General features: G+C 59.6%; 10 protein-coding genes and 1 pseudogene. 4 read left to right on the top strand and 7 right to left on the bottom strand.

All coding sequences use genetic code 11. The features are described 5' to 3' along the window. The first annotated feature begins 324 nt into the window (after positions 1-324). Entirely contained in the window at positions 325-1,743 is a 1,419-nt protein-coding gene (locus TX23_RS06065) for an amino acid permease (protein WP_057701435.1), read from the top strand. Positions 1,744-2,569: 826 nt separating this feature from the next. Here the strand turns inward: TX23_RS06065 and TX23_RS06060 are convergent. Next, positions 2,570-3,700 carry an OpgC family protein gene (locus TX23_RS06060; protein ID WP_057701434.1) on the bottom strand — a complete coding sequence of 377 codons (1,131 nt, stop codon included), beginning with the start codon at positions 3,698-3,700 and terminating at the stop codon, positions 2,570-2,572. A gap of 222 nt (positions 3,701-3,922) precedes the next feature. Here TX23_RS06060 and TX23_RS06055 point away from each other — a divergent pair, with 222 nt between their 5' ends. Together TX23_RS06055 and TX23_RS06050 are read left to right on the top strand one after the other, a co-directional pair. Beyond that, a complete protein-coding gene (locus tag TX23_RS06055; RefSeq protein WP_057701433.1) occupies positions 3,923-4,297 on the top strand; it encodes a GtrA family protein in 375 nt (124 codons plus the stop codon). Continuing rightward, positions 4,294-4,527, top strand: a pseudogene (locus TX23_RS06050) (glycosyltransferase); the annotation flags it as partial. The gene TX23_RS06055 and the pseudogene TX23_RS06050, both read left to right, overlap by 4 nt. On the opposite strand, the gene bglX reads toward TX23_RS06050, so the two are convergent. The 3 genes from bglX to TX23_RS06035 form a co-directional block, all read right to left on the bottom strand. Beyond that, positions 4,518-6,752 carry a beta-glucosidase BglX gene (bglX, locus tag TX23_RS06045; protein ID WP_244885941.1) on the bottom strand — a complete coding sequence of 745 codons (2,235 nt, stop codon included), beginning with the start codon at positions 6,750-6,752 and terminating at the stop codon, positions 4,518-4,520. The pseudogene TX23_RS06050 and the gene bglX sit on opposite strands and share 10 nt — an antisense overlap. Before the next feature lie 144 nt (positions 6,753-6,896). Next, entirely contained in the window at positions 6,897-7,184 is a 288-nt protein-coding gene (locus TX23_RS06040) for a putative quinol monooxygenase (protein ID WP_057701431.1), read from the bottom strand. A 12-nt stretch (positions 7,185-7,196) separates the two neighbouring features. Then, positions 7,197-8,816, bottom strand: a complete 1,620-nt coding sequence (locus TX23_RS06035) for an FMN-binding glutamate synthase family protein (protein ID WP_005785200.1) — start codon at positions 8,814-8,816, stop codon at positions 7,197-7,199. 257 nt (positions 8,817-9,073) lie between these two features. Here TX23_RS06035 and TX23_RS06030 point away from each other — a divergent pair, with 257 nt between their 5' ends. After that, positions 9,074-9,346, top strand: coding sequence for a type B 50S ribosomal protein L31 (locus TX23_RS06030; RefSeq protein ID WP_057701430.1), 273 nt, complete (start codon positions 9,074-9,076; stop codon positions 9,344-9,346). Positions 9,347-9,366: 20 nt separating this feature from the next. Here TX23_RS06030 and TX23_RS06025 read toward each other — a convergent pair whose 3' ends face one another. The 3 genes from TX23_RS06025 to TX23_RS06015 are packed head-to-tail and all read right to left on the bottom strand — an operon-like array spanning position 9,367 to position 13,492. After that, positions 9,367-10,746: an ATP-binding protein gene (locus TX23_RS06025; protein ID WP_057701429.1), complete on the bottom strand. Its 1,380-nt coding sequence runs from the start codon at positions 10,744-10,746 to the stop codon at positions 9,367-9,369. Further along, a complete protein-coding gene (locus TX23_RS06020; RefSeq protein WP_057701751.1) occupies positions 10,743-12,560 on the bottom strand; it encodes a DAHL domain-containing protein in 1,818 nt (605 codons plus the stop codon). The genes TX23_RS06025 and TX23_RS06020 overlap by 4 nt, the downstream gene beginning before the upstream one ends. Beyond that, the gene (locus TX23_RS06015) at positions 12,557-13,492 is read right to left on the bottom strand and encodes a cytochrome-c peroxidase (RefSeq protein WP_407071377.1); all 936 of its coding nucleotides are present in this window, start codon (positions 13,490-13,492) and stop codon (positions 12,557-12,559) included. Before TX23_RS06015 ends, TX23_RS06020 begins: the two co-directional genes overlap by 4 nt. Between the last annotated feature and the right edge of the window lie 154 nt (positions 13,493-13,646).

Raw genomic sequence — 13,646 nt, 5'->3', positions numbered from 1 at the left:
TCATGTGCTTGCCTCCAGGTGTCCTGATCCTGACCGGTTATGCAATACTCTGCGCCGTTTTGCGCCGGGAAGGCCGATCTAGACGCTTGGTGCTTGCACCGCCCAAGCGGTTTTTCTCGGGGGTTATCGCCAAATTTCCCCGTTTATTGAGTGAAAAGACCTGACGTTAGCTTTTTATACTGCACGCCCGCTGACCTGTGCGCGTGAGACGCGCCAGGCGGATTTGCCCATGAGGCGAGTCCGGTCCAGCCGGTGTATCAGCCCATCCGCGGATACGCCCAGGCTCGGTGGCTAAATCCAATAACAAAATGAGGTTGTATTCCTATGCCTGTCGGCAAACCACTGCCCCCTGGCGAGACCGCTCAAGGCGGCCCGCTCAAACGCGAACTCGGCGAACGGCATATCCGCCTGATGGCGCTCGGCGCGTGTATCGGTGTGGGTCTGTTCCTGGGGTCGGCCAAGGCCATCGAAATGGCCGGCCCGGCGATCATGCTCTCCTACATCATTGGCGGCCTGGCGATCCTGGTGATCATGCGCGCCCTCGGAGAGATGGCCGTGCACAACCCGGTGGCCGGTTCGTTCAGCCGCTATGCGCAGGATTACCTCGGTCCATTGGCAGGCTTTCTCACCGGTTGGAACTACTGGTTCCTGTGGCTGGTGACCTGCGTCGCAGAAATTACCGCGGTGGCGGTGTACATGGGGGTCTGGTTCCCCGACACGCCACGCTGGATCTGGGCACTGGCGGCGCTGATCAGCATGGGCACCATCAACCTGATCGCGGTCAAGGCGTTCGGTGAGTTCGAGTTCTGGTTCGCGCTGATCAAGATCGTCACCATCATTGCCATGGTGATTGGTGGCGTCGGTATCATCGCCTTCGGTTTCGGCAATGACGGCGTGGCGTTGGGTATTTCCAACCTGTGGACCCATGGCGGCTTCATGCCCAATGGTGTGCAGGGCGTGTTGATGTCCCTGCAAATGGTGATGTTCGCCTACCTGGGCGTCGAGATGATCGGCCTTACCGCCGGTGAAGCGCGTAACCCGCAGAAGACCATTCCCAGCGCCATCGGCTCGGTGTTCTGGCGCATCCTGCTGTTCTACGTGGGCGCGCTGTTCGTGATCCTGTCGATCTACCCGTGGAATGAAATCGGCACCCAGGGCAGCCCGTTCGTGATGACCTTCGAGCGTCTGGGCATCAAGACTGCCGCGGGTATCATCAACTTCGTGGTGATCACCGCCGCGCTGTCGTCCTGCAACGGCGGCATCTTCAGCACCGGGCGTATGCTTTACAGCCTGGCGCAGAACGGCCAGGCGCCGGCGACGTTCGGCACCACCTCCAGTAACGGCGTGCCACGCAAGGCTTTGCTGTTGTCGATCTTTGCCTTGTTGCTGGGCGTACTGCTCAACTACCTGGTGCCGGACCAGGTGTTCGTGTGGGTGACCTCCATCGCCACCTTCGGCGCGATCTGGACCTGGTTGATGATCCTGCTGGCCCAGCTCAAGTTCCGTAAGGGCTTGAGCCCGGCGGAGCAAGCGGCCCTCAAGTACCGCATGTGGCTGTACCCGGTCAGCTCCTACCTGGCGCTGGCGTTCCTGGTGCTGGTGGTGGGCCTGATGGCGTACTTCCCGGAGACCCGTGTGGCGCTGTATGTCGGGCCAGCGTTCCTGGTGCTGTTGACGGTGTTGTACTCTGTATTCAAGTTGCAGCCCGCCGTCGCCAATAGCAGCGCGACCCGCTCCGTTTAAAGGTGCGGGCTTGCCTGCGATAGCGGTGGTGCAGTTAAAAATTCAGTGACTGACACTCCGCTTTCGCGGGCAAGCCCGCTCCCACAGGGGGATCTGTGCCGGGCTGTGGGCAATACACGACCAATGTGGGAGCTGGCTTGCCTGCGATAGCGGTGGTGCAGTTAAAAATTCAGTGACTGACACTCCGCTTTCGCGGGCAAGCCCGCCCCGCAGGGGGATCTGTGCCGGGCTGTGGGCAATACACGACCAATGTGGGAGCTGGCTTGCCTGCGATAGCGGTGGTGCAGTTAAAAATTCAGTGACTGACACTCCGCTTTCGCGGGCAAGCCCGCCCCGCAGGGGGATCTGTGCCGGGCTGTGGGCAATACACGACCAATGTGGGAGCTGGCTTGCCTGCGATAGCGGTGGTGCAGTTAAAAATTCAGTGACTGACACTCCGCTTTCGCGGGCAAGCCCGCTCCGCAGGGGATCTGTGCCGGGCTGTGGGCAATACACGACCAATGTGGGAGCTGGCTTGCCTGCGATAGCGGTGGTGCAGTTAAAAATTCAGTGACTGACACTCCGCTTTCGCGGGCAAGCCCGCCCCGCAGGGGGATCTGTGCCGGGCTGTGGGCAATACACGACCAATGTTGGAGCTGGCTTGCCTGCGATAGCGGTGGTGCAGTTAAAAATTCAGTGACTGACACTCCGCTTTCGCGGGCAAGCCCGCTCCCACAGGGGATCTGTGCCGAGCGTTGATCCTGTGAGCAATACATTACCAATGTGGCAGGCTTGCCTGCGAAAGCGGTGGTTCAGTTGCCATTCCGGTGTCCGGCGGCGTCGCTAACTATTTAGTCGCGATGACGGCGCGGCTGGCGTAGCGTTGGTCCAGGCGCTTGTTCAGGTCCAGCCATGCCGCCAATACGCCCATCAACACAGCGCCCGCCAAGGCCGTGGATAACTTGATCGCCAAGCTGTCGCCGGCCATGGCATTGAGCATGTCGGCCAGTGGCGCCAGCACCACGCCCAGGCAAAACACTTCCAGGGAGTAACGCCCCATCCGCGCCAATTGCAGGGCCAGCCACTGCTGCGTCCAGCCGACGTCGGGGAGCAATTTGGCGGTGACGTAGGCCAATGCCAGGAAGTGCAGCAGGCGTACCGGGGACAGGTCGGTCTTGCTGATGGGGTACAGCCATTCGCCAATCACGCGTGGCATCCAGGCGTCATGCACCTCGGGCCAGCGCCAAGACAAGGTGATCACACAGGTCACCAACACGTAGAGCGCAGCGGCCACGAACAAGGGTTGGCGCAGCAACGGCCGCGGTTCGGCGCGGCTGGGTGAGCGCAACGCAGCTGCGCCGCCGAGGATGAACAAGCACTGCCAGGTGATGGGGTTGAAGTACCACACCCCGCCGTTGCTCGCGGGCAAATTCCAGCCTTGCCAGGGCGCCAGCAGGTACACCGTCAGGGACGCCGCCACGGTGACTTTGGGCGCACGCAACAGCAACGGTAACGTGATGGGCAGGCTGAGAATCAGCACGATATACAACGGCAGCGGGTCGGTAAGGTTGGGTTTGAATCGCAGCAGCAGCTCATCGAGCAGGGCTTGCTGGGTGTGGGTGAGGAAGTATTCCAGGCCCATTTCCTGCACCAGGTCGCGGGTTTCGATATGGCTGTTGGCAAAAATCACCATGCCCATCAACAACGCCAACAGGAAAATGTGCACCACGTAAAGCGTCCACACCCGGCGCAGGATTTTCAGGCAGGCGATGAAGTAACCGTCGCGCTGCAGGATCTTGCCGTAGGCCAGCACCGCCGCATAGCCGGCCAGGAACACGAAAATTTCGGCGGCATCACTGAACCCGAAGTTCTGCACGGTGACATTGGCCAGGGGGTTGTGGGGCACGTGATCCCAGAAAATAAAGATCAACGCCAGGCCCCGAAAAAAATCGATGCGCGGGTCGCGTCCGTTCAGCATGGCAGCGGGCTCTTGAACAAGTTGTTGAGTGGCGATAGGTGAGCGCGCGCGTTGTCGTACGCCGCACATCGGGCGGGCGCAGGGTGGCGGTATTTGTAAGCAAATGCAAAGGCTGGGTATTACTGAATGTCTCAGTCGTAGGAGCGGGGGGCTGTCAACTCTGACAGTAGACGCAACACGAACACCGTGGCTTGCTAAAGCGTAACTGCAAAGGATGACGGTATGGCTCGGTTATGGAAAGGATTCACTCTTTATACAGTAGTCGGTGTCGCCAATACGGTGATCCATTGGCAGCTGTTTTTCATGCTGCGGGCAGGGTTTGAGCTCAGCCAGGCGCTGAGCAATCTTCTGGCATTCTGTGTGGCGGCATCCTTTTCGTTCTATGTAAATGCCCTGTTCACCTTTGACATGCCGGTTTCCCTGGGCCGCTATCTGCTGTTCATGACCTGTATGGGAGCGTTAAGCCTGGGGGTAGGTTGGCTGGGTGATCATCTGCACATGCCAGGGCTGATCACTGTGCTGGTGTTTTCACTGGTCAGCCTGCTGTTCGGGTTCCTGCTGTCGCGGTGGGTGGTGTTTCGCGAGGGTAGCCGATGAAGATCTCACTGATAGTGCCTCTGTTCAACGAGGAGCAAACGGTGGGCGTGTTTTACCTCGCGGTCCGGCAAGACCCGTTGTTGCAGGCCTACACCGTTGAAATGGTATTCATCAACGATGGTAGCAATGACCGCACCGCCCAGACCGCCGAGGTGGTGTTGGCCAAACGGCGCGATCGCTCCAGCGACGGCTACCTCAAGCGCCACAGTGCGTCGTTGTTCTACCGCCTATCAACCTGATCGTCAGACAAGCGGCGCGTATCGCTCACCTCGAAATGCGCCTGGTTGGCAGTAGTCGAATCCGGCCCGACGAAGACGGTGAAACCGCCGGCTTCGACCTTCGGTGAAAAATGCTCGTCGAGTAAGGCAAAGTCCTGTTGGCTCAGAAAAAAGCTGACGCTGCGACTTTCGCCCGGTGCCAAATGAATTTTGCGAAAACCCCGTAACCGGCGCACTGGGCGGGTGACGCTGGCAACGTCATCGCGCAGGTACAACTGGACGATTTCATCACCGGCGCGTTTGCCGGTATTGGTGACGGTGACTTCAACCTCCAGCGTTTGGGTGGAGGCCAGTCGAGTAGTGCTCAGGCGAGGTGAGGAATAGCTGAACGAGGTGTAGCTCAGGCCGAAGCCAAACGGATACAGCGGTGTCCAGGGCACATCGATGTAGGCGGATGCGAAGCTGCCATCCCCGCTGGGTGGGCGCCCGGTATTTTTATGCGCGTAGTAAATCGGTATCTGCCCCACATGGCGGGGAAAGGTCATTGGCAGCTTGCCGCTGGGGTTAATGTCACCGAACAGCACATCAGCCACGGCATTTCCGGTCTCGCTGCCCAGGAACCAGGTTTCGAGCAAGGCAGGGGCTTGCTGGACTGAAGCGTCGAGGACCTGCGGGCGGCCATTCATGAGGAGGATAACCAGTGGTTTTCCGGTGTTCAGCAGGGTGTGCAGCAGTGCGGCCTGTCCGCCTGGCAGTCCGAGTTCGGCGCGGCTGTGGGCTTCACCGCTCTGTTCAGCCGTTTCGCCAAGGACGGCGATCAGTACATCGCTACTGCGAGCGGTCTGTTCCACCTGGGTGATGTTCGGAGTGGCTGGGCTGGTGGGTGAAGCGCCAGGCAGGTAAACGATCTCGGTGCCTGGGGCAACTGCATTGCGGATGCCTTGCAAGACTGTGACGGAGTCTTCGGGATTTGCGGCCCCGGACCACGGGCCGATGGTGGCGCTGGCGTCCGAAGCGAGGCTGCCGACTACCAGAACCTTGCCCGGTTGTTTGGAAAGTGGCAGCAGCGCACTGTCGTTTTTTAATAAGACGATAGATTTCTGCGCCGCTTCCCGAGCCAGTGCACGATGCTGCGGCGTGAGTTGGCTGGCCCGCTCGCGGGCTTCATCGCTGTAACGATAGGGGTCATCGAACAGTCCCAAGCGTTGTTTGGCCTTGAGGACGCGGCGAACGGCGTCATCCACATTTTTGCGGGACACCTGGCCTTTACGCACCAACGTTGCCAAGTGTTGGCGATAGGATTGACTGGCCATCTCGATATCCACCCCGGCATTGAAAGCCAGTCGTGCTGCGTCGGCCTGCGTGCTGGCGATGCCTTGTTGGGCCAGTTCCCAGACAGCATTGAAGTCACTGACCAGCAAGCCTGCGAACCCCCACTGCTCGCGCAACAGAGCGGTCAGCAGCTTAGTATGGCTGTGCATCGGAACTGCGGCCACTTCATTGAAGGACGGCATGATTGCACCAACGCCGGCCGCAACGGCTGCCTCGAAGGGCGGCAAGTACACCTCTCTCAAGGTACGTTCCGACAGATCGGCAACGTTGTAGTCTCGACCGCCTTCGGCCGCGCCGTAGGCCACGAAATGTTTTGCCGTCGCGAGCATGGACGAGACGTCAGGGGCGCCTGCGCCCTGAAAGCCATGTACGAGGGCGGTGGCCAGCGCAGAACCCAGAAACGGATCTTCTCCTGCGCCCTCCACGACACGACCCCAGCGCGGGTCACGGGCAATATCAACCATGGGCGCGAAGGTCCAATGCACGCCACTGGCAGTGGCTTCGACGGCTGCGGCGCGTGCAGTTCGTTGCGCAAGATCCGGATCCCAGGCTGAGGCTAGTGCCAATGGCACCGGGAATACTGTGCGGAAACCGTGCAATACATCGTAGGCAAATAATAAGGGAATATGCAGCCGGGAGCCGTTGACCACCTGCTCCTGCAATTGACGCGTCTGTTGGGCCGTGTCGGCGCCAAGTACCGAGCCCAGGAGGGTCACAGGCATCTGTGTGTGCTCGCCTTGATCAATGACGGGGCCGGTAGGCGTAGATTGGATAGTCAGCTGGCTGAGCTGACCAATCTTCTCTTCAAGGGTCATTTGCGCAAGCAAGCGCTCAACCGGATCGTCTTGGGCTACCGCCAGCAGCGGCAGGCAGGCGAGCAGTAATACAGGTAGGCGCTTGGGCATCGTTCAGCCGTCCATGGGCAGGGGATATGCCTTAGTCTTTTGCATCCGAGCAAAATCATCTACTGTCAGAATTGACAGTCAGGGGCTGTTTTCAGATAGATGGGGCGCCTGTTCGGGCATCCTGGGTTCGTACCGGAACAGGGCTTATCCAAAAGCGTCCATCAACAATATCCTGCACGGCTTGGCCTGATACGCGTTGATCTGCGGCACCAACCGTTTGAAGTGTTCGGTTTGGCAGTGCGCATCCAGCGCCGCCTGATCGGGCCATTGTTCGATAAAAATAAAATGGCCCGGGTCTTTTTGATCGACAAACAGATCGTAGTCCATGCACAGCGGTTCCTGGCGGGTTTTTTCCACCAGTTCGGCGTACCACGGGCGCACGGTTTCCAGGTGCTCGGGCTTGATAAAGTCTTCAGCGATGACTTTCAACATGGCAGGCGTCCGTCAGGCTGCAGCGGTTTCGTGGGGCTCAAAACTGTCCGCCCGCGCCATCTGCCACATGCGCGAATAGAACTCGCCGTTCACGTCCCCGGTGAGCAATTCGCCGGGTTTCAAGAACACATGCAACTGCGAAAACAGTTTGATCTCGGTGGCCGACATGCGTCGCACCAAGTGCTTGGCCGACAACTGCGACGGATGATCGAGCCCGGCGGCGGCGAGCATTTCGGCCAGGGCGTGCAGCGTGTTGCGGTGGAAGTTGAATACGCGCTGGGCCTTGTCCGGCACCACCAGAGCCCGTTGGCGCAGTGGGTCTTGTGTCGCTACGCCAGTCGGGCATTTGTTGGTGTGGCATGACTGGGACTGGATGCAGCCAATGGCGAACATGAAGCCGCGCGCCGAGTTGGCCCAGTCGGCGCCGATGGCCAGGACGCTGGCAATATCGAACGCGCTGACAATCTTGCCGCTGGCGCCGAGTTTGATTTTGTCGCGCAGGTTCAGGCCCACCAGGGTGTTGTGCACAAACAGTAAACCCTCACGCAGCGGCACGCCAATATGGTCGGTGAACTCCACGGGGGCTGCGCCGGTGCCACCTTCCTTGCCGTCCACCACGATAAAGTCGGGGAGGATGCCGGTTTCGAGCATGGCCTTGGCGATGCCCATAAATTCCCATGGGTGGCCCAGGCAGAACTTGAACCCCACTGGTTTGCCGCCGGACAGTTCACGCAACTGGGCGATGAACTGCATCAGCTCAATGGGCGTGGAAAACGCACTGTGACGCGACGGCGAGATGCAGTCTTCACCCATCATGATGCCGCGGGTGTCGGCGATCTCCTGGGTGACCTTGTGCTTGGGCAGGATTCCGCCATGGCCCGGCTTGGCGCCCTGGCTCATCTTGATTTCAATCATGCGTACTTGCGGGTTCTGCGCCTGCGCGGCAAAGCGTTCCGGGTCGAAACGGCCGTCGCTGGTGCGGCAGCCGAAGTAGCCGCTGCCCAGTTCCCAGGTCAGGTCGCCACCGTTTTCGCGGTGATAGGGGCTGATGCTGCCTTCACCGGTGTCGTGGGCAAAGTTGCCGAGCTTGGCGCCCTGGTTGAGGGCGCGAATCGCGTTGGCGCTCAACGAGCCGAAGCTCATCGCCGAGATGTTGAACACCGACGCCGAGTAGGGTTGCGTGCACTGCGGGCCGCCGACCATCACGCGAAAGGCGCTGGGGTCGCTCAACGGTGCCGGGCGCATGGAGTGGCCGATAAATTCGAAGCCCGACTGGTATACGTCGATCAAGGTGCCGAAGGGCTTGTCTGCGGTTTCGTTCTTGGCACGCGAGTACACCAGCGAGCGCTGGGCCCGGGAGAAGGGCAGGGCGTCGCTGTCGGATTCGAGCAGGTATTGGCGGATTTCCGGGCGAATGCCTTCCACCAGGTAACGGATATTGCCCAGGATCGGGTAGTTGCGGCGCACGGCGTGGGGGCTTTGCAGCAGGTCGAAAATGCCGATCAGGCTGAGGATGCCGGTGACCAGGGTGATGGGCCACAGCCATTCATGTTCGATAAAGGGCAGGCTGGCGAGGGTGAAAATGACGCACACAGCAAAGAAGGCGTAGCGGCTTAACAAGGACAGGCTCATACGGTTTCCTTGGGTTCGGACTCTTCAGGTCGATCACCCATTCTGCGCCTCTGAGGAAACCATAGACAACCTGTGGGAATAATCAGTTTGACCTCATCACTGGGACAGACTGGCCCGCAATAGACGACTGGCGACCTGCTGGGACCTCTCGGAGGAGAACGGATCGGCCTGTAGTTATTGCAATCTGTTCTCGTTTGGCTGCATTATTAGTGTTACTGTATAACGCATGTATTGCACTCAAACGCCCCGGAGGCCTCATGAAAGCTGGTATCCATCCCGACTACCGCACCGTACTGTTCCACGACACCGCCGCTGACGTGTATTTCCTTATCGGCTCCACTGCCGACAGCGACCGCACCCACACACACAGTGACGGCAACACCTATCCCTATATCCCGTTGGACGTGTCCAGCGCATCGCACCCGGTGTACACCGGCCAGCAGCGCAAGACCCAGGCCGAAGGCCGCATCGCCGGCTTCAACAAGCGCTTTGCATCGTTTGGGTCGAACCCGAAAAAAGTCGAGGCATGAGGATGATTCGGCGGCGTGCCCTACGCCGCCGTCTGACGAATTGGCAACACCACGCGAAATGTCGTGCCTTTGCCCAGTTCGCTGCTGACGCAAATGTCCCCGCCGTGTTTCTTGACGATGCCGTAAGACAGTGACAACCCCAGCCCGGTCCCTTCGCCCACCGGCTTGGTGGTAAAGAACGGGTCGAAAATCTTCGGTACGCTTTCAGGGGCAATCCCGCAGCCGTCATCGGCCACTTCCAGCCAGATATTCTCGCCTTCCACGCCATTGCTGATGGTGATGGTGCCGCGCTGGGGCCCCATGGCCTGGGCCGCATTGATCACCAGGTTCATCACGACCTGATTGAGTTGCGAGGCCAGGCATTCGATGTCCGGCAGGGGCGTGTAGTGCTTGACCACGTCGGCCTTGTACTTGAGTTCGCTGGCGACGATATTCAGGGTCGAGTCGATGCCTTGCTGCAGATTAGCCAACTGCCAGGTCTGGTCATTGTCCACCCGTGAGAAGTTCTTCAGGTCTTTGACGATCTGCACCACGCGGCCAATGCCTTCCTGGGATTCGCGGATCAGGATCGGTATGTCTTCCTTGAGGAAGTCCAGTTCCAGGTCGGTGCGCAATACCTTCAGCAGATCGCGCTGTTCTGGCGCCGCGAGGTGTTCCTCACTGCGTTGATAGGCATCGAGCATTTGTTGCAGCTGCTTGAAGTAGCTATCGAGGGTGCTGAGGTTGGAGGAAATAAAACCCACCGGATTGTTGATTTCATGGGCGACGCCAGCGGCGAGCTGCCCAAGGGAGGCGAGCTTTTCCGACTGCACCAGTTGGCTTTCCAGGTGCTTGCGCTCGTTGATTTCCAATTGCAGCGCCTGGGTGCGTTGTTCCACCAGTTGTTCCAGGTGTGAGGTTTGCAGGGACGCACGCCGGGCCATGTCCCATTTATTGGCCAGGGTATTGGCCATTTGCTGCACTTCAATATTGTCGAACGGCTTTTTCAGGATCAGCAAGCGGTCATGGGCCTGCAGGCGAAACAGCAGGTCTTCCCAAGAGTAATCCGAGTATGCGGTGCACACCACCACTTGCAACTCGGGCGCGACCTTCCATAACGCTTCGATCGTTTTTGCACCGTCCCAGCCCTGGGGCATGCGCATGTCAACGAATGCCAGCGCATACGGACGCTGTTGCGCCATGGCGCTGGTGAGCAAGCCCAGACCCTCTTCGCCGCCATAAGCCGAATGCAGTTCGAACGCCTGGGCCTGGGGCTTGGCCGCTTCGCCAAACAGCGCCGACTCCATGTCATCCAGCGCCTGGCTGGACACAGCCTCCGGCATCAGGATCTTGCGGAAATCCTCATGAATGGACGGTGTGTCGTCGATCAGCAGGATGCGCCGGTTGGGAGGTTGGTTCATGAGCGGCTTCCGGCAAGGGTCAGGGGGATGGTCAAGGTGAATACCGCGCCCAGGCCTGGCCCGTTGCTGTGAGCGCTGAGCTGGCCGTTCATTTCCACCGCGGCGAGGGCGCAGCTGTGCAGGCCGAAGCCATGGCCTTCTTTACGCGTGGTAAAACCGTGGGTGAAGATTCGTGTCATGTTTTCAGGCGGTATGCCTTCTCCATCGTCTTTCACGCTGATCTTCAAAGTGTCATCGCCCACCGGTTCGACCGCGAGGGTGATTTGCCGTGGCCGATCAGACAGTTTGTCCATGGCGTACTTGGCGTTGCTGATCAGGTTGACCATGATCAGCAGCAGGCGGTGCTTGTCGCCGAGGATCTGCGGGACCTGTGCGTACTCCTTGATCACCGTGACGTGGTGGCGGCTCAGCGAGCCGGCGTTCATGCGCAGGGCGTCATCCATCAAAGCGCCAATATCGATGGGCTCCAGCAACGTGGCGGCGCCGGCATAGGATTGCTGGGTCGAGACGATGTCTTTGATGTGATCGATGCTTTTACTCAGTTGCGCCAGCTCATCGCTCATGCCCTGTTGCTCCACGGCGATCGCTTCCACCAGTTGGTTGAGGTAACCCGGCAGCAATTTGCCTTTTTCATCTTCGGTGAGAAAGGTGCCCAGGTCGCTCTGGTGTGCGTTGATCAATTGCATCGCTTTGCCCAGGCCCAGGGCTTTGCTGCCGCGCAGTTTGCGGCTGACCAGCTCGGCAGAAATATTCACGCTGTTGAGCACGTTGCCGACGTTGTGCAGCACGTTGGTGGCGATCTCCGCCATGCCTGCCTGGCGGGCGCTGTCGAGCAGTTCGCTCTGGGCGTCCTTGAGTTGTTGGGTGCGCCGTTCCACCCGTTGCTCCAGGGTTTCGTTGGCCGATTGCAAGGCGCGATTGACGCGGTTGATCTCGGCAAAACTGCGCAGCAGGCGCACTGCCAGGTACAGCAACAGCACCACCAGCAGCGTCGAGAAGACCAACAGGTAGCGATGATATTGATGGTCAACCAGGTCCGAAGTCTGCTGGTCCTGGTTGAGGTGAGTGGTCAAGTCGTCGAGCCGCTCGGCCACCGGCACGGCGGCGATGCGTTCGAGCAGGCTGTTGACCAGCGGCTGTTCGCGCAGGATCAGCGAAATATGGTTGCTGAGGATATCCACCGGCGCCTGGAACTCACTGGGCAGGCTCTGTTTGTTGATCGCCAGTTTGCCCAGGCCCACCAGGATATCGGCGGCGCGTTCGTCGCTGGTGACCTGAGCAAACTCCAGGCTGCTGAGCAGCAGGTCGTAGGTGTCGGTGGCCACGTCTTGCAGTTGCAGCCGGCCTTGATCGTCAATCTGGTTGAATTGGGCCTGGATGTCATCTTCGGCGGTCGGTAAAAACGCCAGTGAGTTGCGCAACACAGCGTTGTGAGACTTGAACTGATCCACCAGGCGGGCTTTCTCCTGGATGGCGCTCATATACGCCGCCTCGTTGGCCTGCCAACCCGCCAGGTCGGCAGGGTTTTGGTGGGTGTCGCGGCTTTGCAGTTCAGACCAGATACGGGTCATGTCCGAGAGGGGGGTGACCAGCGGATCGTAATTGTGGGTAATCGCGATCCGGGCCTTGAGCACTTCGCTGTCCCATTGAGCATTGAGCTGCTGGAGCTGGCGGATCAGGTCTCGCGACTGGGTATAGGTGGCCGTCTGGTCGCGGGAAGACTTGAGGTATAGAAATACCAGGGTGGAGGCCAGGAACAGGGTCATGACACCCAGGAGTATCTGGCCGGCACGGCGGCGCGAGAGTCGTCTCATAGCGGCTTGCCCGCCCATTCGCCGGTCAGGGTCTTGAGAAACTGGATAATCAGTTCTTTGTCTTCCTGGGACGGGTTGCGGCCCAACTGGTACTTGAACATTACGTCAACCGCGTCTTCCAGGGTCTTGGCTGACGCGTCGTGGAAGTAGGGCGCAGTGACGGCCACATTGCGCAGGCTGGGCACCTTGAATACGTGGCGGTCCTCTTCCTCCCCGGTCAGCAGGTAGCGCCCCAGGTCCGATTCGACCGGGTTGCCGCGTGCCTTGAAGTAATCGCCCATCACGCCGAACTTCTGGAACATATTGCCGCCGATATTCACGCCCTGGTGGCAGGCGATACAGCCATAGTCCTTGAAACGCTGGTAGCCGTATTTTTCCTTGGTCGTCAGGATCTCGGTGTTGCCCAGCAGATACTGGTCGAACCGCGAGTTGGGCGTGAGTAGTGTGCGCTCGTAGGTCGCCAGCGCGTCCTGCACATTGGCGGCGCTGACGCCATCGGGATACAGCTGTGCAAATGCGCGCTGGTATTCGGGGTGGGCTGACAGGTTGTGCACCACGGTTTTCCAGTCGCTGCCCATTTCCACCGGGCTGATCACCACGTGCTCGATCTGCGCTTGAAGGGTGTCGACCCGGCCATCCCAGAACTGTTTGAAGTTCAGGCTGGCGTTGAACACGGTGGGCGTATTAAGTGGCACCGGCTTGCCGTCGAAGCCAAGGGAGAAGGGCTTGTTGTCGGCGCCGCCGGTTTCAAGGTGGTGGCAGTTGGCGCAGGACAGCGTGTTGTTGACCGACAACCGCGGCTCGTTGAACAGCCGGCGGCCCAGCTCAACTTTGGCCGGGTCCTGTGCCGCAACCGCGGGCAATGGCTTGAGTGCTTCATTCAGCGGGGCGGCGCTCGGTGGAGTGCCGATGTTCATGCACAACGCCAACATCAAGCCGAACCGGGTAGTTAAAACCTTGCTCAAGCGAGCACTCCTTGCAGGCCCTGGGCTATTGATCGAGTACCAGTGTTGCGCAATCGAAGGTGTCCGGCACAGCGATTTGCGTGCTTTTCAACCTGCTGCAAAGCATAGTTGAGTTCCCTTG

It is taken from the genome of Pseudomonas paralactis, assembly GCF_001439735.1.
In the GTDB taxonomy this organism is placed as follows: domain Bacteria; phylum Pseudomonadota; class Gammaproteobacteria; order Pseudomonadales; family Pseudomonadaceae; genus Aquipseudomonas; species Aquipseudomonas paralactis.
This window is presented reverse-complemented; position numbering and strand designations above follow the sequence as displayed.